This is a genomic window from Sodalis sp. C49 (assembly GCF_046352915.1).
Taxonomy (GTDB): domain Bacteria; phylum Pseudomonadota; class Gammaproteobacteria; order Enterobacterales; family Enterobacteriaceae; genus Acerihabitans.
In genome coordinates this window covers 3,506,269-3,524,765 of sequence record NZ_CP163303.1, presented here as the reverse complement: position 1 = coordinate 3,524,765, position 18,497 = coordinate 3,506,269, and the positions used below count along the sequence as shown (strand labels likewise).

The 18,497-nt window shown below is 53.5% G+C and carries 20 protein-coding genes and 3 pseudogenes; 9 read left to right on the top strand and 14 right to left on the bottom strand.

From position 1 onward, the window contains the following. Positions 1 to 244 precede the first annotated feature (244 nt). Positions 245 to 583: a YebG family protein gene (locus tag ABUK12_RS15860; protein WP_410012758.1), complete on the top strand. Its 339-nt coding sequence runs from the start codon at positions 245 to 247 to the stop codon at positions 581 to 583. Between the two features lie 237 nt (positions 584 to 820). On the opposite strand, the gene ABUK12_RS15855 is transcribed toward ABUK12_RS15860, so the two are convergent. The 5 genes and pseudogenes from ABUK12_RS15855 to ABUK12_RS15835 form a co-directional block, all read right to left on the bottom strand. Then, positions 821 to 1,438 carry a LysE family translocator gene (locus ABUK12_RS15855; protein WP_410012757.1) on the bottom strand — a complete coding sequence of 206 codons (618 nt, stop codon included), beginning with the start codon at positions 1,436 to 1,438 and terminating at the stop codon, positions 821 to 823. 430 nt (positions 1,439 to 1,868) lie between these two features. After that, complete coding sequence (locus ABUK12_RS15850) at positions 1,869 to 2,951, bottom strand: mechanosensitive ion channel family protein (protein WP_410012756.1); 1,083 nt, start codon at positions 2,949 to 2,951, stop codon at positions 1,869 to 1,871. Between the two features lie 424 nt (positions 2,952 to 3,375). After that, a pseudogene (locus ABUK12_RS15845) lies at positions 3,376 to 3,979 on the bottom strand (site-specific integrase). Positions 3,980 to 4,108: 129 nt separating this feature from the next. Next, a complete protein-coding gene (locus ABUK12_RS15840) occupies positions 4,109 to 4,498 on the bottom strand; it encodes a hypothetical protein (RefSeq protein ID WP_410012755.1) in 390 nt (129 codons plus the stop codon). Between the two features lie 128 nt (positions 4,499 to 4,626). Then, a complete protein-coding gene (locus tag ABUK12_RS15835) occupies positions 4,627 to 4,818 on the bottom strand; it encodes a hypothetical protein (RefSeq protein WP_410012754.1) in 192 nt (63 codons plus the stop codon). Positions 4,819 to 4,885: 67 nt separating this feature from the next. Between ABUK12_RS15835 and ABUK12_RS15830 the strand changes: the two are divergent. Next, positions 4,886 to 6,069 (top strand): annotated as a pseudogene (locus ABUK12_RS15830) (IS3 family transposase); the annotation flags it as partial. A gap of 12 nt (positions 6,070 to 6,081) precedes the next feature. Here ABUK12_RS15830 and ABUK12_RS15825 read toward each other — a convergent pair. Then, positions 6,082 to 6,408: a hypothetical protein gene (locus ABUK12_RS15825; RefSeq protein ID WP_410012753.1), complete on the bottom strand. Its 327-nt coding sequence runs from the start codon at positions 6,406 to 6,408 to the stop codon at positions 6,082 to 6,084. A gap of 398 nt (positions 6,409 to 6,806) precedes the next feature. Here ABUK12_RS15825 and ABUK12_RS15820 point away from each other — a divergent pair. Next, positions 6,807 to 8,044: pseudogene (locus tag ABUK12_RS15820) on the top strand (IS110 family transposase). Positions 8,045 to 8,088: 44 nt separating this feature from the next. Here ABUK12_RS15820 and ABUK12_RS15815 read toward each other — a convergent pair. Then, a complete protein-coding gene (locus tag ABUK12_RS15815) occupies positions 8,089 to 8,298 on the bottom strand; it encodes a DUF6434 domain-containing protein (RefSeq protein WP_410012752.1) in 210 nt (69 codons plus the stop codon). A 221-nt stretch (positions 8,299 to 8,519) separates the two neighbouring features. Further along, on the bottom strand, positions 8,520 to 9,383 hold the full coding sequence (locus ABUK12_RS15810; protein ID WP_410012751.1) for a YicC/YloC family endoribonuclease: 864 nt from the start codon (positions 9,381 to 9,383) through the stop codon (positions 8,520 to 8,522). 127 nt (positions 9,384 to 9,510) lie between these two features. On the opposite strand from ABUK12_RS15810, the gene rph reads away from it, so the two are divergent. Beyond that, the gene (gene rph, locus ABUK12_RS15805) at positions 9,511 to 10,227 is read left to right on the top strand and encodes a ribonuclease PH (protein WP_410012750.1); all 717 of its coding nucleotides are present in this window, start codon (positions 9,511 to 9,513) and stop codon (positions 10,225 to 10,227) included. 52 nt (positions 10,228 to 10,279) lie between these two features. Further along, the gene (gene pyrE, locus ABUK12_RS15800) at positions 10,280 to 10,921 is read left to right on the top strand and encodes an orotate phosphoribosyltransferase (protein ID WP_410012749.1); all 642 of its coding nucleotides are present in this window, start codon (positions 10,280 to 10,282) and stop codon (positions 10,919 to 10,921) included. 94 nt (positions 10,922 to 11,015) lie between these two features. Here pyrE and slmA read toward each other — a convergent pair whose 3' ends face one another. The 3 genes from slmA to coaBC all read right to left on the bottom strand — a co-directional run bounded on the left by slmA (position 11,016) and on the right by coaBC (position 13,390). Continuing rightward, positions 11,016 to 11,612: a nucleoid occlusion factor SlmA gene (slmA, locus tag ABUK12_RS15795; RefSeq protein WP_410012748.1), complete on the bottom strand. Its 597-nt coding sequence runs from the start codon at positions 11,610 to 11,612 to the stop codon at positions 11,016 to 11,018. 127 nt (positions 11,613 to 11,739) lie between these two features. Further along, positions 11,740 to 12,198: a dUTP diphosphatase gene (gene dut, locus ABUK12_RS15790; protein ID WP_410012747.1), complete on the bottom strand. Its 459-nt coding sequence runs from the start codon at positions 12,196 to 12,198 to the stop codon at positions 11,740 to 11,742. Continuing rightward, positions 12,176 to 13,390 (bottom strand): bifunctional phosphopantothenoylcysteine decarboxylase/phosphopantothenate--cysteine ligase CoaBC, encoded by a 1,215-nt coding sequence (coaBC, locus tag ABUK12_RS15785; RefSeq protein WP_410012746.1) that lies wholly within the window; start codon positions 13,388 to 13,390, stop codon positions 12,176 to 12,178. Before coaBC ends, dut begins: the two co-directional genes overlap by 23 nt. Before the next feature lie 186 nt (positions 13,391 to 13,576). On the opposite strand from coaBC, the gene radC reads away from it, so the two are divergent. From radC to mutM, 4 genes are all read left to right on the top strand, one after another. Continuing rightward, the gene (radC, locus tag ABUK12_RS15780; RefSeq protein WP_410012745.1) at positions 13,577 to 14,263 is read left to right on the top strand and encodes a RadC family protein; all 687 of its coding nucleotides are present in this window, start codon (positions 13,577 to 13,579) and stop codon (positions 14,261 to 14,263) included. Positions 14,264 to 14,503: 240 nt separating this feature from the next. Then, on the top strand, positions 14,504 to 14,740 hold the full coding sequence (gene rpmB / locus ABUK12_RS15775; RefSeq protein WP_132924257.1) for a 50S ribosomal protein L28: 237 nt from the start codon (positions 14,504 to 14,506) through the stop codon (positions 14,738 to 14,740). Positions 14,741 to 14,751: 11 nt separating this feature from the next. Further along, positions 14,752 to 14,919 (top strand): 50S ribosomal protein L33, encoded by a 168-nt coding sequence (gene rpmG, locus ABUK12_RS15770; protein WP_012882902.1) that lies wholly within the window; start codon positions 14,752 to 14,754, stop codon positions 14,917 to 14,919. A 162-nt stretch (positions 14,920 to 15,081) separates the two neighbouring features. Next, entirely contained in the window at positions 15,082 to 15,891 is an 810-nt protein-coding gene (gene mutM, locus ABUK12_RS15765) for a bifunctional DNA-formamidopyrimidine glycosylase/DNA-(apurinic or apyrimidinic site) lyase (RefSeq protein ID WP_410012744.1), read from the top strand. Between the two features lies 1 nt (position 15,892). Here the strand turns inward: mutM and coaD are convergent, their stop codons facing one another. Genes coaD through waaA form a run of 3 tightly spaced genes read right to left on the bottom strand, consistent with a single transcriptional unit; the run spans position 15,893 to position 18,423 of the window. Then, complete coding sequence (coaD, locus tag ABUK12_RS15760) at positions 15,893 to 16,375, bottom strand: pantetheine-phosphate adenylyltransferase (RefSeq protein WP_410012743.1); 483 nt, start codon at positions 16,373 to 16,375, stop codon at positions 15,893 to 15,895. Continuing rightward, a complete protein-coding gene (locus ABUK12_RS15755; RefSeq protein WP_410012742.1) occupies positions 16,375 to 17,154 on the bottom strand; it encodes a glycosyltransferase family 2 protein in 780 nt (259 codons plus the stop codon). The genes coaD and ABUK12_RS15755 overlap by 1 nt, the downstream gene beginning before the upstream one ends. Continuing rightward, complete coding sequence (gene waaA / locus ABUK12_RS15750; RefSeq protein WP_410012741.1) at positions 17,155 to 18,423, bottom strand: lipid IV(A) 3-deoxy-D-manno-octulosonic acid transferase; 1,269 nt, start codon at positions 18,421 to 18,423, stop codon at positions 17,155 to 17,157. Positions 18,424 to 18,497: the final 74 nt, after the last annotated feature.

The window sequence follows — 18,497 nt, the reverse complement described above, 5'->3', positions numbered from 1 at the left end:
TTCGCCGTTTCACCTGCACGGGAGCAGCAGTTGCCGTTATTGCGCAAAGATGCGCGTTAGTTGCTGCTGGTTGAGTATTCCAGCGGCAGATAAATCGCATAGCGGCTTGCATGGCTCCCGGCATGAGACCATTAAGACTTGTTTAATGGGAATAGATTACAGCACATACTGCCGTTGAATGTGTGGTGGACGATGAGCGACACTTGCTGATATACTGGCTATAATTACAGTATTGGAGGCGGTTATGGCTATTGAAACAAAATATGTGGTCGTCAGAAAGGGTGAAGAGAAAATGACATTTGCCAGTAAGAAAGAAGCGGAGGCCTACGACAAGATGCTCGATATGGCTGAAGCGTTCAGCGACTGGTTGTTGACCAGCGGGATGCCGTTGGATGAACCGCAGGCTGAAAAGCTGGGTCTTTATTTGGCCGAGCATAAAGATGATGTCCAGCATATACTGCGTACCAGCAAATTGCCGGAAGCCATCGGCGCTCAGGCTCCCGCAGATGAATCGGACAGCATGGAAACCGATGACAATGCTGATGCCGGCACAAAAAAAATCAGAGCGGTAAAAGCAGCCTGATCCCCTGCGGGAAGTACCCAATACAGAACAGCGCCGTGAGTGATAACGCCTTGCGGTGTAGCGGGATTTTTTCATCGGCCTCACCTCCGTCAACGGCATGGATTTATCATGCCGGATTTCCAGTTCTGGGTGGAGCAGAATATTGGGGTAGGGCCATGCCCGGTGCCGCTCTGGTTAAAGATGCATTTTATAACGTTGCTTTACTGGTTAAGCTGCTGCAGGGATAATTTTGGCTGATTAATTAATAATCTGCCTGATCCCTAACAGTATGATCAACCCGCCGCAAAGCCTATCAATGACTTTTTTGGCCCGCTGATAGGCGGAAGAAATGCGAGGTTGAGAAAGGGTGATGGCAACCGCTCCGTACCAGAGTGATGCAATGATGCCGACAACGCTGAGCATGGCGATAAAGGTGCCCGCAGAAACATGCGCCGGAGCGGCAGTAGAGAATATGGCGGCGTAAAAAGCCATGGATTTCGGATTACCGATATTAGTCATCACGCCCTGAATAAAGGATTGGCGGAAATGACCTGGCAATACGGCATTTTCGTTCGCAACGGGTTGGCTTCCCGCATTGAGGATAAGGCGTAAGCCAAACCACAGCAGATATCCTGCCCCTAATATTTTCACAATCAGCGCAACCCAAGGGAATGCGGCAAATAGCAAACCGATTCCGCCGATAGCGCAACTTGCCCAGAATAGGTTGACCACCACAATGCCAGCAACCAGCGCAAGGGCGGCCGAGCGCGTGGAAGCGACCGCTTTATGCACCACGGCGACAAAGTTTGGCCCGGGTATCACCACGCCAGCGAGATAAATCAGCAGCACGGTAAGAACCGCATGTGTATCGATCATGTATTTTCCTTATAACTCGCTGACGTTAAATCAGTTTAAACTCACCAATAAATCATTGGCTTCCCATTATGCCGGGAGCAGGCCAGCAGTTCGATAACTTTGTATTAATCCATCAAACAAGCTGAGATCGGGCCGACTCCTGGCTATTTTCACCGCTTCGGGTAGCTCATTGTCTTCAGCGGCCATCCATATAGCTGCCCAGACACATGCGATTATCACTCTACAGCGAACGGCGAAAGATGTCCGGATATTGGCGCAGGCCGTTTAATGGGGCCTGCGGTTCGCCTCACATAGCCTGCAGGTCAGCCGCAAAGCCTCATTAAGCAGGGAATAAAGCGAAGTTGACCAGCTGTTTTTGTCCTGGTGCTCACGCAGCACGCTTAAAGTATCTGTACGTTCCACGGTATACAGAAAAAATGAAAACGATTAACTACTGATCTTTCGGACGATCAAACACCGAATCGGTCAGTGTAGCCCTCACGTGAGGAAGGCTCTGCGGATAATTTTGCTGAATAAACTCAATCATTTTTTCCCGCACGTGGCAGCGTAAATCCCAGGCGATGGGGGAATTCTGTGCAGTCATCAATAATCTGATGGTCATGGTTTTGTCAGTAGTTTCGGTTACCTGGAGCACCTGAGTCTGTTGATCCCAGAGTTTTGTTTCACTGAGGACTTTTTCAAAATGCTTACGGAGAGGATCTAATGGCATGGAATAATCGAGGTAAAGAAAAACAGAGCCTAATATCTGTGCGTTATTACGCGTCCAGTTCTGGAAAGGATTTTCTGTAAAGTATGTGATGGGCAGGACCAGTCGGCGCAGGTCCCAGATACGCACAACGACATAAGTCAGATTTATCTCCTCTATCCAGCCCCATTCATTTTCGACGACCACGGCATCATCAATTTTTATAGGTTGCGTAAAAGCTATCTGAATTCCGGCAAACAAGTTGACAAGCGACTTCTGAAGGGCAAACCCAATGATTATTCCGGCAACCCCCGCGCCGGCTAAGATTGTCGTGCCGAATTTTCGGAAACCGGGAAAACTGAGAAGTATCAGAGTAAGGCAGAATGACACGAGCAATACAATAGCGACTTTTTTTACATACATTATTTGAGTGCGAATTTTACGGGCACGAAGATTATTCGAAAGATTAATGTCATAGCGGATAAAAAGCATATCTTGCGCAACATTAACTAATCGAATTAAAATGGAGCAAAATGATAATATAATAAAGATATTAAGGGTGGATGTAATAAAATCAAGGGAGTTTGGCTGAATGTTAATATAATTAACCCCTACATTTATCAACAGTAAGGGAATGAAAAGAAACATTGATCCACGAAGATGTTTTTCAAGTGATTTGAAGAGCTTTCGGTCACGATTCTGCCAGTAGCGGATGAACCTGAGAAGTATAAATCGGGCCAGGAACCCCAGTGCGAGTGAGAGAATGACGAGCAATACCGCAGGCACCCAAATTGGAGCACCAGATAACTCATCGAATATCATTAGCATTCTTTTCCCTTATATCAAGTCAACAACCTCTGGTTGTCAGATCAGTAATAAAAATTCAGTAACCGTTGTCTTAACGGTTATCTGCGGAGTAAATGGTGAACGCACATGAGTTGATGAGAAATGTAGTTAACTGATTTTTTTAACATAAAAAAACCTCGAAAGGAAACCGATAATACAAGCGTAGCATAAATGCAACTCACTGAAATTAATGATGGCGTTTAATTTACTCAATCCGCTAGCAGGATGTCCGCGCTCAAACCGCTCTCGTGTCATCTGCCTGTACCCGCCCCTAGTGATGTGTTCATGCTAATAGCACAGGTTACAGATATCCATGCCGCACCTGAGTACGATCTTTTGCGCGTTGGTCGCCCAAAGCGCCAGGGTCAGCTTCTGGCACAAGGCTGCTGTAACAGCCCTGACGACCTCATACTTCAATCGACTCAGAGATCTCCAACGCATCATCGACTTCAATGCCCAGATAACGCACTGTGCTTTCCAGTTTCTTATGACCCAACAGAAGTTGGATCACCCGGAGATTCTTGGTTTTCTTGTATATCAGGTAAGGTTTTGTTCTTCTCATGGAATGTGTGCTGTACAGCGAAACTTCGAGACCAAGCTTTTCTACCCATCCATGAAAAATACGGTTGTATTGCCGAGTTGATATATGTTGGCAAGAACCGACGCGGGATTGGAACAAATAGTCTTTACTATGCAGCTTGCCAAGTTTTATCAACTCGGCGACAGATTCTCTCGTCCCCTTAGTTAACTCGAACTGTACAGGGCTACCGGTCTTCTGTTGCAACACCGTCGCTCTGCTTGAAACAGAATTACCATATGAAACATCTGACACTTTTAGTTTAACCAGATCACAGCCACGCAGTTTGCTGTCCAAAGCCATGTTGAACAGAGCCAGATCGCGTGTTCTACCCTCCAGTTCAAGCCTGATTCTAATCCCCCCAGATATGAGATATCTGAAGTGGTCTTTTCTGGCCGATGATACGGTCTTTGTTCCACGGTGATGTGTTCATACTCAAATCTCATGCAATGTGGGAGATTTGAGTATGGTTGTCCCTCAAGAGCGATGAGCGGAAGTTCGCAACTCCAACAACTACATGACTAACATTGAGGTGTCTTAATCAATGGAGAGCAGGTCATAGTCACTTTAGCTGCTTCAATGGATAAGAGTTAGTGGTACTGGAACCGTCACTGTAGAGCTCGGTAATAATAATTTTTTTACCATCAATAGCATATTTGACCGTACTGTCTGCAGGATCATCCCGCCAGCGACCGGTGCTGTCAGGATTGTCAGATGCCCACATAACTTGATCACCTATAAGTTTGCACTTGATTGCCCAACGGGTGCCATCGTTTTGTCGGATATAATGTACGTAGGCAATACCTGATTCGACTTTATCCAGTTGCATGATCTTATGGTCACGGCCAAACATCGCAGCAGAAGCAGCCTTGCAAACCTGACCTACCGTGACTTCAGAAGCCTGTACCGGCGCAGTAAACACCAGCGAAACAAGAAGTAAGAGTTTCTTCATACGGATCAATCCATTTTGTTTATTTTCAGGAATAACGCTAAATGCATATTTCGGCAACCTAAAGCATTTCTTGACGCTAATTTAGCGTTGCGATGACAGGACTGATTAACTTAGTCCCTAGCGTAATCTCAAACTCTGCCTGACTGTAAGCTTTGCTCCTGCTGTGCATCCTCAGCGTGGTAAGCAAACAAAATATCGGGCATGAGGCCAGTTTTCTCTATGGTTGTCAGCACGGACTGAGTAGATACTTCAGCGATAACCTTCATTGCCTCATCACGGATTTCAACATATGCAGGTGTATTAGCCCCCTGATGATCCATACACTTTGACCCGCCTAAAATAAGAGGTAGGCTTGGAACTATGTTCAAGACTGGTCAAAGCGAAATCATGGGTACTGTTCTTACTGAGCCAGAGCGACGCCGTCGTCGCACTCCGCAGGAGAAGATCGCCATCGTTCAGGAGACCTTCCAGCCAGGAAGCTCCGTTTCTCTTGTCGCTCGTCGTCATAATGTGAATGCTAATCAAGTCTTTAAATGGCGTAAGCAATACCAGGATGGCAGCCTGACGGCAGTCTCTGCCGGCGAAGAAGTTGTGCCGGCTTCTGAGTTAAACAGTGCCATGAAACAGATCCGTGAACTCCAGCGTCTCCTGGGTAAGAAAACCATGGAAAATGAGATCCTTAAGGAGGCGGTAGAATACGGCAAAGCAAAAAAATGGATTGCGCACGGACCCTTATTGCCCGGGGACGACGAGTAAAACCAGTGAGTGAAGCTCTGGGTGTGTCGCGTGCGCAGCTCTCGCTTTATCGTTATCGGCAGGCGGACTGGCAGGACGGTCGCATGCAGCGGCATCAGGATGACGCCGAATTACTGGAACACATCCGTGCCGAAGTTGCCGACCTTCCGAGTTATGGCTATCGACGCATCTGGGCTAATCTGCGCCGCCGTTCGGAGCAGGAAGGTCTGCCGAGGGTGAACGCAAAACGGGTATGGCGCGTGATGCGTGACAACGGCTTGTTGTTAGAGTCGAAACCCCGTCCCACACCGGATACCCGTCGTCACACAGGCCGGGTGGCGGTGGCCGAAAGCAATCGGCGCTGGAGTTCGGATGGCTTCGAGTTCCGCTGCGATAACGGCGAAAAGCTGCGGGTCACCTTCGCCATCGACTGTGGCGACAGGGAAGCCTTGGACTGGGCGGCCAGCACCGGCGGTTATGACAGCGATACGGTACAGGACGTTATGCTACGCTCAGTTGAACGCCGGTTCGGGCAAAACCTGCCGACAGCGCCCCTCGAATGGCTGACGGATAACGGTTCGGCCTATCGTGCCGATGAAACCCGGAGCTTCGCTAAAATGCTGGGCCTGGAGCCCCGAACGACCGCGATCAGAAGTCCACAAAGTAATGGTGTAGCAGAAAGCTTCGTTAAGACGATGAAGCGTGATTATATCGGTATGATGCCAAAACCGGACAGCCAGACGGCAGTGTTAAACCTGTCGTTAGCGTTCGAACATTACAACGAATATCACCCGCACAGCGCTTTAGGATATCGCTCACCAAGAGAATATCGGCGCAGGGGGAAACCATCAACCTAAGCGGGAATAGGTGCATGGATATATGGGGTCAAAACCAGCAGGGTTATCTCGGGGCACAAATGGCTCAAGGAGGTGGGCAATCGCTTTACCGTTAACAGAGAGGCTGAATGTGCCAGCGGCACGATCCACATTCCAGATATAAATGAGAGGACCTAGCCCAATATCCTCGCAATCATCTTCGTTACGGATCCCCGGAAGATAGACGGGCATAGACAGCTTTTCATCACTCAGCGTCAGCGCAATAAACTGTTTTGCCGTGATTGAGGAACCTTGCCCGGGCTCAGTTTCAGGTCTTTTCTTTCTAAAGAATCCGAACATGCCTTTTCCTTGTTAGTGGTGAATCAGAAAGATAATTAGCAATCCTACAGTGCTAAATGATCAGGTCAATGGAATGACCCGTTCCCTGTTGAACAACACAGATTGTTGTTAGCCACTTCCACACCTGGACACAGAAGGAATTCATGCTCGGCAAGGTCCGTAGTGAGCGAGGTATAGACTTTCATACCCTGAAAATTACGCTATTAGGTGATCCAGGGTATGCGCTTACTGGTTACGAATATTGAGCGAGAATCATGCGATGCTCACCGCTTTTCTTTCGAGCCAGTAAGTGCTCCACGTTCGTTAACGAATACTCAGGGCATGCAGACAAACTGCTGACTATATTTCTTTCGAAGAGCGTGGAATGCATACCAATCCCCGGTGAAAAGGAGTTGGTTATGAATTCGATAGATCAGTTTGCTGTTCATATTGGCCTCGACTGGGCGGATAAAAAGCACGATGTCTGTATCCAGTTTAACAATGGTGAACGTGTCTTTCATGTCATTGAACATACGCCGGAAGCACTTGATACCTGGCTGAAAGCGTTGCACAAAAAAGTGAAAGGTAAGATTGCAGTCGCTGTTGAACTCAAAAAAGGCCCAGTGGTGTTCGCACTACAAAAATACCCGTTTATCACTGTTTTCCTGGTCATGCGTTATCGCTTGCTCGCTACAGGCAGACCTTCTGGCCCAGTGGGGCAAAAGACGACCCGCAGGATGCAGAACTGGCGTTGGAGCTGATGTTACGTTATCCCAAAAAGATCAAAGCCATTGAACCCGACAATGCGGATATTCGATTACTTCAACAGCTGGTTGAACAGCGTCGACAACTGATTGAAGACAAACGCCGTTTTGTGAACAGGTTAATCAACACCCTTAAACAATATTATCCCCAACTTCTGGAATGGTTCTCACACCGGGGTAGCTTACCGTTGTGTGAACTGCTTATACGATGGCCCAGTCTGCAACAACTGAAACGCGCGAGGCGCGACACTATTCGCAACTTCCTTAATGCCAAAGGTGGTCGCGCAACGGTCCTTACCGATCAACGTGTTACGAGTATTGATAATGCGATCCCATTGACGACAGACCCGAGTGTTATAGAGGCTAATGCCTTGATGGCAACAGCACTGGCGACACAAATTAAAGTTTTGAGTGAAATCATCAAAACCTATGATGAACGAATCGAAACGCTGTTTGACACATTGCCAGATGCAGGGCTGTTTAAATCACTTCCGGGTATGGGGCCGTGCATGGGCCCGCGTATGCTTGCTGCACTTGGCGATAACCGTGACCGTTTTAATAGCGCAGAAGAAATTCAAAACTACGCAGGTATAGCACCGGTAACAGAACGAAGTGGTCAGAAATCCTGGGTTCACTGGCGATGGCAATGCGCTAAGTTCGTCAGGCAGACTTTTGTTGAATGGGCTGCCAAGACGGTTAACTCATCATACTGGGCCAGACTTTATTACCAGGACCATCGAAAAAAAGGGAAATCGCATCAATCAGCCATCCGGGCTCTGGCGTTTAAATGGATAAGGATCATTTACCGCTGCTGGAAGACCAGAACCCGCTACGACGAAGCGAAATATTTGCTGGCACTCGAAGCACGGCACTCACCCTTACTTAGGCCATAAAAGGCTTGTCGAATGTCTCAGGGCGTGAAGCGGACCTCGGCTTATTAGAACGAATGTCTGCGCTTCCACTCATTTACAACATCACCCAAAGTTTTTGGATCATCATTACGTATCCACATCATAAATTCACGATCGAATCGAAAATCTTCGCCACACTCCTTAATCATGAAACGACGAACGTTTTGTGTATTTTTGTAGTTTTTATCAATGATAGTGGCACTGGTCAGTAATGAGCTATGCCAATCAATTTTCAATTTACTCACTCCTATGATGAAGAGGTTGATTAGTAATTAGGATACTAACTAGCATCAAATGCCGAAATTTTGCAACGTCCGCTTCTGGCACATAGCCGACCATCCGTTCAGATGAGATTGTCCAGGATCCGGGGCGCGGATCAAAAGCGAAATAGGCGTCAGTGGCAATAAAAATGCCCTGAGAACAGGGCATTGCGGCATTCAAAAAATGTCAGCAGAAATTATTCGATGTTCTGTATCTGCTCCCGCATCTGTTCAATCAGCACCTTCAGTTCAATCGCCGACGTCGTCACGCTGGCATTAATCGACTTCGAGCCCAGCGTATTCGACTCGCGGTTAAATTCCTGCATCATAAAGTCCAGGCGGCGGCCGACGGCTTCTTGCTTGGTCAGGATATTATAGGTTTCCTTGACATGGGCATCCAGGCGGTCCAGCTCCTCGGAGACGTCCACCCGCTGGGCCAGCAGCACCAGCTCCTGCTCCAGGCGGTTGTTTTCCAGCTGTACCTGCGCGTCTTCCATTTTGGCCAGCAGGCGCTCGCGCTGCCATACCAGGATATCGGGCATCTGCTGGCGCACTTTGGCCACTTCGGCGCTGACGCCGGCCAGGCGCTGCTCAATCATGATTTTAATCGCCGCGCCTTCGGATTCGCGGGCGAGGATAAAGTCATCCAGGGCGGTATCCAGGGCGGCCAGCAGCTCCGCGCCGATGGCGTCCAGATCCTGCTCTTCGGCCGCCATCACGCCGGGCCAGCGCAGGATTTCCATCGGGTCGATTTCACCCTCGTCGCTTTGCATCTTGACCCATTGGGCCGCTTCCACCAGCTGCTTGGCCAGCGGCTGGTTTAAAATCAGCGCGCTTTGCGTATTGGGATTGACCTCAAAACGCAGGTTGCATTCAATCTTGCCGCGGGTGAGGCGGGTGCGGGTGCGTTCCCTGATGGCAGGCTCCAGGCCGCGAAACTGCTCCGGTAAACGAATATAGGTTTCCAGATAGCGTTGATTAACGGAGCGCAGCTCCCAGGCGGCGTTGCCCCAATCACCTTTAACTTCGCGCCGTGCGAATGCGGTCATACTGCGGATCATATGCGTACCCGTCTCGATAAAAAAGTTGGGGGGATTATACCGTCGCATGGCCGGGCATGATAGGCATATGGTCCCGAAGACCGTATAATGCGCAGCCAATACACGAAATACCAGCCCGGAGAGAGCCATGCGTCCAGCAGGCAGAAACATTCAGCAAGTCCGTCCCGTCACCATTATCCGCCATTTTACCAAGCACGCCGAAGGTTCGGTGCTGATTGAATTCGGCGAGACCCGGGTGCTGTGCACCGCCACGGTGGAGGAGGGCGTGCCGCGTTTTCTGAAAGGCCAGGGCCAGGGCTGGATCACCGCCGAGTACGGCATGCTGCCGCGCGCCACCCATACCCGTAACGCCCGCGAGGCGTCCCGCGGCAAGCAGGGCGGCCGCACCCTGGAAATCCAGCGCCTGATTGCGCGCTCGCTGCGCGCCGCGGTGGACTTGAAGAAGCTTGGCGAATATACCATTACCCTCGACTGCGATGTGTTGCAGGCCGACGGCGGCACCCGCACCGCGTCCATTACCGGCGCCTGCGTGGCGCTGGCCGACGCCCTGGCGGTAATGCAGAAAAAGGGCCAGCTCAAGACCAGCCCGTTTAAGGGATTTGTCGCGGCTATCTCCGTCGGCATCGTGGCGGGAGAAGCGCGCTGCGATCTGGAATATGTGGAAGACTCGGTCGCCGAAACCGACATGAATGTGGTGATGATGGAAGACGGCCGCATGATTGAAGTGCAGGGCACCGCCGAAGGCGAACCCTTCAGCCAGGAAGAGCTCATCACCCTGCTGGAGCTGGCCCGCGGCGGCATAGAAACGTTAATCCAGGCGCAAAAAGCCGCCCTGGCCGGGTAAAGGCCGGTAATATCGGGCGGCGTTAGTCGCCCCGTTGTGAGGAGTGGTAGCCGTGAAAGCGTATCAGCGTGAGTTTATCGAGTTTGCTTTAAATAAACAGGTCTTGAAATTCGGCGAATTTACGCTGAAGTCGGGCCGGATAAGTCCTTATTTTTTTAACGCCGGACTGTTTAATACCGGTCGCGACCTGGCGCTGCTCGGGCGTTTTTACGCCGCCGCGCTGATGGATTCCGGCATCGATTTTGATTTGGTGTTCGGTCCGGCCTATAAAGGCATCCCCATCGCCACCACCACGGTCGTGGCGCTGGCGGAACACTTTGAGCGCGACGTGCCCTACTGCTTCAACCGCAAGGAAGCTAAGAACCACGGCGAGGGCGGCAGCCTGGTCGGCAGCCCGCTGCAGGGCAAGATTATGCTGGTGGACGACGTTATCACCGCCGGCACCGCCATCCGCGAATCCATGGCGATTATCGAGGCCCATAAGGCGCAGCTGGCCGGCGTGCTGATTTCCCTCGACCGGCAGGAAAAAGGCCGGGCCGAGATCTCGGCGATACAGGAAGTGGAACGCGATTACCATTGCCGGGTGATCGCTATCGTCACGCTGCGCGATCTTATCGATTACCTGGAAGAGAAAAGCGAATTGGCCGATCACCTGGCGGCGGTGCGCGCCTATCAGCGTCAATATGGTGTCTAAGTTAACCCGGCGGGCAAAACAGTGTAACAATCGGCTGCCGCCGGACCATGCCGCGCGCTAAGGGCTCAGCGCCGAAAAGCGCGGCTGGACCCGCTCAGCGCAGCTGGGCTACCAGCAGCGGCCAGCGCACGTCGAACTCATGCATCGGCGAATAGCGGAACTCAGTACGCACGAAACGCGACAGCATGCCCTCGCAGTACGCCAGCAGCTGGCTGGCCAGCAGGGCCTCATCCAGTTCGAACGCCTGTCCTTCCCGTAATTTCCGCTCGCGCAGCACCTGGCGCAGCTGCACTTCGATACGCTCATACAGCTGGTTAATCCGGCCCTGCAACCGGTCCTGCTCAAACATCAGCGCATGACCGGTCATGATGCGGGTCAGCCCCGGGTTGCGTTCGGCAAAACCCAGGATCAGCTGCAGAATCAGGCGCAGACGATTAAGGGTGTCCTTTTCATCTTGCAGGATCAGGTTGATACGGGAAATCAGGCTATCTTCGATAAACTCAATCAGGCTGTCGAACATCCGCGTTTTGCTGGGAAAGTGGCGATACAGCGCCGCTTCCGAAACGCCGACGGTGGCCGCCAGCTTGGCGGTGGTGATACGTTGGCTGCCGTCGCCGGATTCAAGCATTTGCGCCAATGCCTGAAGAATCTCCTCGCGGCGATTACGTTTCGTATTCTTTTTTTCTACCATGCCGAATAGGTCCCTGAGTAACAACATCAATAATGAATTAACATCAGGCATCGGCCGTAACAGCATGATGTGTTACGGCGTTAAAAGAGTGAATTGTCGATGCCGGGGAAGATCCGCCTGTTAACGCCTACTGGCGGCCGGAATGGCCGAAACCGCCTTCCCCGCGGGAGCTGGCGGTAAACTCGTCGACGACGTTGAATTCCACCTGGACGATGGGTACAAACACCATTTGCGCCAGGCGTTCTCCCGGTTCGATGGTGAACACATGCTGGCCGCGATTCCAGACGGATACCATCAGCGGTCCCTGGTAATCCGAATCGATGAGCCCCACCAGATTGCCCAGCACGATGCCGTGCTTATGGCCCAGCCCTGAACGGGGCAGCACCACTGCCGCCAGGCCGGTATCGGCGATATGTACCGCCAGGCCGGTGGGGATAAGGGTGGTTTCACCGGGCGCCAGCACCACGGCGTCGTCGATACAGGCGCGTAAATCCAGCCCGGCGGAGCCCGTCGTGGCATAGGCGGGCAAGGGGAAACGATCGCCTATGCGGCTATCGAGGATCTTAAGGTCGATTTTTTTCATCATAACGGCTGACAATCTCGTCAATTAAACGTTGACCAAGCAGGGACTTATCGCTTAGCGGTAACCGGGTATCCCCGTCTTGCCAAAACAGATGCAGCGCGTTGGTCTCGCTGTTAAAACCCTGTCCCGGCTGGGAAACATCATTGGCGCAAATCAAATCCATATTTTTCGCCGCGCGTTTGCGCCGGGCGTATTCTTCCATATTCTGGGTTTCAGCGGCAAATCCGACCACATAGGGACGATGTTGCGTTAGCGCGCCGACGCTTGCCACGATATCCGGGTTCTTGATCATCCTGATGGTGATTTCCTCACCCCGGGTTTTGATTTTTTCCTCCGCCGGCTCGGCCGCGCGGTAATCCGCCACGGCGGCGCAGCCGATAAAGATGTGCTGATTGCCGATGTCTTTCATCACCGCATCCAGCATTTCCTGCGCGGTGGTGACATTGACGCGCCAGACGCCGGTCGGCGTGGGTAAATTCACCGGGCCGGTCACCAGCGTGACGTGGGCGCCTTTCCGGGCCGCCGCCATGGCGATGGCGTAACCCATCTTGCCGGAGCTATGGTTGCTGATATAGCGCACCGGATCGAGGGCTTCGCGGGTGGGGCCGGCGGTCACCATGATATTGAGATGTTCCAACGAGCGATCGACGGTAAAATGCCGGCGCGCCAGATCGACCAGATCCAGGGGATCGAGCATCCTGCCCGGGCCGATGTCGCCGCAGGCCTGGCTGCCGATATCCGGACCCCAGAGCAATACGCCGCGGGACTCCAGGGTGCGCAGGTTGGCCTGGGTAGCCGGCGCCCGGTACATTTGCTGGTTCATGGCCGGCGCTATGGCTATCCTGGCGGCGGTGGCCAGGCAAACGGTGGTGAGCAAATCGTTGGCCATGCCCGCGGCGATACGGGCCATCAGATCGGCGCTGGCGGGGGCAATCAGGACCAGATCCGCCCATTTGCCCAGCTCGATATGGCCCATGGCCGCTTCGGCGGCGGGGTCGAGCAGATCGTCGGAAACAGTATGGCCCGATACCGCCTGCATTGTCAGCGGAGTAATAAACGCCTTGGCCGCGGGCGTCATGACCACCCGCACATCCGCGCCCCTGTCGCGCAGACGGCGCACGAGTTCAGGGCTTTTATAGGCTGCGATGCCACCGCTCACACCCAGCACAATATGCTTGCCGGCAAGTTCCGTCATTTCGGTTGTCCGCTTGTAAGCTTAAGTAAAAAGCATTTTATCATAACCCTTCCGAGAACAGGCATCTCTCTCGTCAAGAAGCACCCAGTGTTAAATTGCAGCGCCGGCCGCAACTTCTCTTTTACCGCGTCGAACCGGGCCGCGCATGGTGGCATGATAGGCGGGCGGATGAACGGAGGCGGGCGGATGGAAGAGCAGCATAAGGTGAAAGGATGGCGCGATAAACTGGCGCCGCGCGAGAAATTACTGTTGTTCGGCCCGGCAATGCTCAGCGATGCGGAGCTGCTGGCGCTGTTCCTGCGTACCGGCGTGCCGGGCATGCACGTTATGCAATATGCCGAAAGCCTGCTGGCGCGGTTCGGCTCCGTCCATAAACTCATCACGGCGGACCGGCAGACCCTTTGCGCCGTCAAGGGACTGGGCAATTCTAAATACGCCCAGTTGCAGGCCATCGGCGAGATGGCGCATCGTTTTTATTGCTCCCATCTGATGCGCGAAAACGCCATGACCAGCCCGGAGATCACCCGCGGCTACCTGCAATTATTACTGGCGCGCCGGGAGCGCGAAGTCTTCGTGGTCATGTTCCTGGATAACCAGCACCGCCTGATTAGCCATCAGGAGATGTTCCAGGGCACGGTGAACAGCGTTGAGGTGCATCCGCGTGAAATCCTGCGCGAGGCGCTTAAAGTCAATGCGGCGGCGATAATTTTAGCGCACAATCATCCGTCGGGAAAAGCCGAACCCAGCCGCGCCGATCGGGATGTAACCGATCTGGTGGTCAAAGCGTGCTTGTTCCTGGATATCCGGGTACTCGATCATTTGGTCATTGGGGCGGGAGAATACGTCTCTTTTGCCGAAAAAGGGTGGTTGTGAGACGCTTTCCTGCGATCCTCCGGGATCTTTAGTTGCGCGGGACTTGAGCACTTGCGCTTCAAAGCGTATACTACGCCACCTTTGAGAATCCTGGGTGTAGCGTTGAGAGCCTATCTCAGCAGATTTAAATCTGTTGAAAGTCTCTCCTCAGTGAATGTGCTGAGATGGGCTCTAAAGCCTGACGAGGCGGCTAACACCTTTTTACGAAGCTCGAGCTGATTAGATTTTTGGAGAATAGACATGTCCCGAGTCTGCCAAGTTACCGGCAAGCGCCCGGTGAGCGGCAACAACCGCTCCCACGCAATGAATGCGACCAAACGCCGTTTTCTGCCTAACCTGCACTCTCACCGTTTTTGGGTTGAGAGCGAAAAACGCTTTGTTACGCTGCGTGTATCTGCTAAAGGTATGCGTGTGATTGATAAGAAGGGCATCGAAACGGTCTTGACCGATTTGCGTGCCCGCGGTGAAAAGTATTAAGGAACTGAATCATGGCTAAAGGTGTTCGCGAGAAGATCAAGCTGGTTTCTTCTGCTGGTACTGGTCACTACTATACCACTACGAAGAATAAACGTACCAAACCGGAAAAGTTGGAATTGAAAAAATTCGATCCGGTTGTACGCCAGCACGTACTTTACAAAGAAGCTAAAATCAAATAATTTTAGCGGATTGCAAAAAACCCGGCCCCGGCCGGGTTTTTTTATGACGTGTTTTGCAGGCGTTTTGTTGAAAAGGGCAATTGTGCTTCGCGCTCTTTATCATCATGTTATTTTACCTGAGCAACATGTGCCTGCGCGGCATTAAAAAACAACAGGTGGTATATGCCAGAACTCCCCGAGGTGGAAACCAGCCGGCGCGGCATAGAGCCTTGGGTCGCCGGTCAGCATATTGTCCGGGCGGTGGTGCGCAACGCGCGCCTGCGCTGGCCGGTGTCCGACGAAATCATCGCCCTGCGCGACCGTCTGGTCATCAGCGTGCAGCGGCGGGCCAAATATCTGCTGCTGGAGCTTGGCGACGGCTGGATCATTATCCACCTGGGTATGTCCGGCAGCCTGCGTGTCTTGCCGCAGCCGGCGGCGCCGGAAAAACATGACCATGTGGATCTGCTGATGAGCAACGGCTGCACCATCCGCTATACCGATCCCAGGCGTTTCGGCGCCTGGCTGTGGAGCGCCGATCTGGCCACCAGCCGCGTGCTCGCGCATCTGGGGCCGGAGCCGCTGAGCGATGAATTCAATGGCCGCTGGCTGTTCGGCAAATCACGCAATAAGCGCACGCCGGTCAAACCCTGGCTGATGGATAATAAACTGGTGGTGGGCGTGGGCAATATCTATGCCAGCGAGTCGCTGTTTGTGGCGGGCATCTTGCCCGGGCGCCCCGCCGGTTCGCTGACCGAGGCCGAGTCCGGGCTGCTGGCGGAAACCATCAAGGCGGTATTGCTGCGCTCCATAGCGCAGGGCGGCACCACGCTGCGCGATTTTATGCAAACGGACGGCAAGCCCGGCTATTTTGTGCAGGAACTGCAGGTCTATGGGCGCGGGGGAGAAAGCTGCCGGGTATGCGGGACACCGATCCAGACGGCGAAGCACGGCCAGCGCAGCACCTTCTTTTGCCCCCACTGCCAGCATTGAGTCAGGGCTGCAGGCGCGCGTTGACTTCCCGGGCGATAGGGTCCGGCAGGAAATGATCGACGTTGCCGCCGTGCAGGGCGACCTCTTTGACCAGCGTCGATGAGATATAAGACCACGCCTGGGCCGGCATCAGGAACACGCTTTCCAGTTCCGGCATCAGGTGCTGGTTCATCTTGGCCAGCTGCATTTCATATTCGAAATCCGATACCGCCCGCAGTCCGCGCACCAGGATATTGGCCTGCTGCTGGCGGGCAAAGTTGGCCATCAAATCGCTAAAACCAATAACCTCGACGTTGGGCAAATGGCCGGTAACCTGCCGGGCCAGGTCGACGCGTTCCTCAAGGGAAAACAGCGGCTTTTTGCTCGGACTGTAGGCAATGGCCAGGATCACGTGGTCGAACATCTTCGCGGCGCGGGTCACCAAATCGAGATGGCCGTTGGTGAGCGGATCAAAGGTGCCCGGATAAATGGCTTTGGTTGTCATCAGGCTTCTCTCTTGATAGTGCGGCCAAGCGCCCACAGGGCGGCATACTTATTAAATGTATACTGCGCGTTCACTATTGCCAGCAACAAACCCTGCTTGCCGTCCAGAAAACCGGCGCGGAGCAGCCAGGTCTTGATAAACGCGCCGAGCGTATGTCCGATGATGGCGAAAAAACCACATTTTTTATTTTGCCGGTGGCGCTCAAGCGCCCAGGCCTCGGCATATTGCAGCTGTTTGCGCTGGAAGGCCATCAGATCGCGGCAGGTAAGATGTTGCAGGCAACCTTCAAGTTTGACGACCCGTGCGCTGCCGATATCCAGGGATTCATGCACCGGATTATCGTTGTAGCGAAAGTGTTCGCGGGCATACAGCCGTACCACCCGATCCGGATACCAGCCGCTGTGGCGCATAAAGCGGCCGAGAAACAGGTTGGAGCGCGCGCAGCTGTAAACGGTATCAGGTTGGGGGGGCAGGCGGATTATCTGTTCAATGGCGCGCTTGAGGCCGGGTGTTACCCGTTCATCGGCGTCGAGCATCAGGATAAAATCGCCGGTGGCGTACCCCTGCGCGCGCTGGCGCTGTTTGCCGAAGCCCGGCCACCCTTCGGCTTCAAAAACCCGGGCGCCGGCCTGCAGGGCGATGTGGCGCGTCGAGTCGGTGCTGGATGAGTCCAGCACCACGATTTCGTCCGCCCATTGCACCGATGCCAGGCAGTCCGGCAGCAGCCCGGCTTCGTTACGGGTAATGAGCACCACCGACAGACGCGTTTGCGACGGCATTTATTGACTCCGCTGTGGCAGGTATGGCTCCAGCAAGTGTAGCAGCCGCTGCAGGGCGCCCTGGTTTTGGTGCAACACTTCCACCGCGTGACGGCCGTAATACAGGCGATAATCTTCGTCGGTCAGCAGGGTAGTGATTTCCTTGACCAGCGTCGGGACGTCGGTCACGGTAATCAATCCCCCGGCTTCGGCAAGCTTGCCGCAGATGTCCTTGAAATTGATGGTATGGGGGCCCATCAGCACCGGGATGGCATGGGCCGCGGCCTCCAGCGGATTATGGCCGCCGCGCTCGACCAGGCTGCCGCCGACAAAGGCCAGATCGGCAATACCGTACAGCAGCATCAGCTCGCCCATGGTGTCGCCGATCACCACCTGCGTATCATGAGCGGGAATATCGCCGGAGCTGCGTAATATCGAGGTTAAACCGGCCTTTTGCGTCATTTCCCGCGCCACCGGGAAGCGTTCCGGATGGCGCGGCACCAGGATCAGCAGCAGATCGGGAAAGGCGGCCAGCAGCTGGCGATGGGCCTGCAGGAGAAGGGTTTCCTCACCTTCGTGGGTGCTGGTGGCAATCCATACCGGGCGGCGCGACGCCCACTGGCGCCGCAGCGTCAGCGCCCGCGCCGCCAGTTCCGGGGTGACTGATATATCGAATTTCAGGCTGCCGGTGACGGCCAGCTGGTTTCGTTTCAGCCCCAGTTGCAGAAAGCGGTCGCCGTCTTCCTGGGTTTGCGCGGCGATAAGCGTAATCCGCTCCATGATCCGGGCGATAAACGTGCTGAATTTTTTGTAACCGGCGGCGGAGCGGGCGGATAAACGCGCGTTGGCGACCACCAGGGGGATTTTACGTTTGTGCAGGGCTTTGATCAGGTTAGGCCAAAGTTCGGTTTCCATCACGATAACCAGCTTGGGATTCACCTGGTTCAGGAAACGGTTCATGGCCCCCGGCAGATCGTAGGGCAAATAAACATGGTGCACATCCTTGCCGAAGGCGGACTGGACCCGCTCCGAGCCGGTGGGCGTCATGGTGGTGACGGTAATGGGCAAAAATGGGTAACGGTGGCGCAGTGCGCGCACCAAAGGTATCGCCGCCAGGGTCTCGCCGACCGATACCGAATGCAGCATAATGCCGCCGGGTTTTACCTTGCCCTTGCAATATCCGTAGCGTTCAGCCCAGCGGCGGCGATATGCCGGCGCCTTACGGCTGCGCCATAATAACCGAATCCATATCAGCGGCTGGATAAGATAGATGAGTATGTTATAGATCATTATAGTTAGCTATAGTAAGGCACCGCGGCTGGTGTGCAGAGTTAATGTTTAACCAAATTATTAAAAGCGCATTT

Coding starts and splice junctions, on each gene's coding strand:
- waaA (WP_410012741.1), bottom strand. CDS start 18,423: ATGATCTATAACATACTCATCTATCTTATCCAGCCGCTGATATGGATT.
- ABUK12_RS15825 (WP_410012753.1), bottom strand. CDS start 6,408: ATGTTCGGATTCTTTAGAAAGAAAAGACCTGAAACTGAGCCCGGGCAA.
- ABUK12_RS15850 (WP_410012756.1), bottom strand. CDS start 2,951: ATGCTAATGATATTCGATGAGTTATCTGGTGCTCCAATTTGGGTGCCT.
- radC (WP_410012745.1), top strand. CDS start 13,577: ATGGAAGAGCAGCATAAGGTGAAAGGATGGCGCGATAAACTGGCGCCG.
- coaBC (WP_410012746.1), bottom strand. CDS start 13,390: ATGACGGAACTTGCCGGCAAGCATATTGTGCTGGGTGTGAGCGGTGGC.
- mutM (WP_410012744.1), top strand. CDS start 15,082: ATGCCAGAACTCCCCGAGGTGGAAACCAGCCGGCGCGGCATAGAGCCT.
- dut (WP_410012747.1), bottom strand. CDS start 12,198: ATGATGAAAAAAATCGACCTTAAGATCCTCGATAGCCGCATAGGCGAT.
- ABUK12_RS15835 (WP_410012754.1), bottom strand. CDS start 4,818: ATGGATCATCAGGGGGCTAATACACCTGCATATGTTGAAATCCGTGAT.
- ABUK12_RS15860 (WP_410012758.1), top strand. CDS start 245: ATGGCTATTGAAACAAAATATGTGGTCGTCAGAAAGGGTGAAGAGAAA.
- ABUK12_RS15810 (WP_410012751.1), bottom strand. CDS start 9,383: ATGATCCGCAGTATGACCGCATTCGCACGGCGCGAAGTTAAAGGTGAT.
- rpmB (WP_132924257.1), top strand. CDS start 14,504: ATGTCCCGAGTCTGCCAAGTTACCGGCAAGCGCCCGGTGAGCGGCAAC.
- ABUK12_RS15755 (WP_410012742.1), bottom strand. CDS start 17,154: ATGCCGTCGCAAACGCGTCTGTCGGTGGTGCTCATTACCCGTAACGAA.
- ABUK12_RS15840 (WP_410012755.1), bottom strand. CDS start 4,498: ATGAAGAAACTCTTACTTCTTGTTTCGCTGGTGTTTACTGCGCCGGTA.
- ABUK12_RS15855 (WP_410012757.1), bottom strand. CDS start 1,438: ATGATCGATACACATGCGGTTCTTACCGTGCTGCTGATTTATCTCGCT.
- rpmG (WP_012882902.1), top strand. CDS start 14,752: ATGGCTAAAGGTGTTCGCGAGAAGATCAAGCTGGTTTCTTCTGCTGGT.
- slmA (WP_410012748.1), bottom strand. CDS start 11,612: ATGGTAGAAAAAAAGAATACGAAACGTAATCGCCGCGAGGAGATTCTT.
- rph (WP_410012750.1), top strand. CDS start 9,511: ATGCGTCCAGCAGGCAGAAACATTCAGCAAGTCCGTCCCGTCACCATT.
- coaD (WP_410012743.1), bottom strand. CDS start 16,375: ATGACAACCAAAGCCATTTATCCGGGCACCTTTGATCCGCTCACCAAC.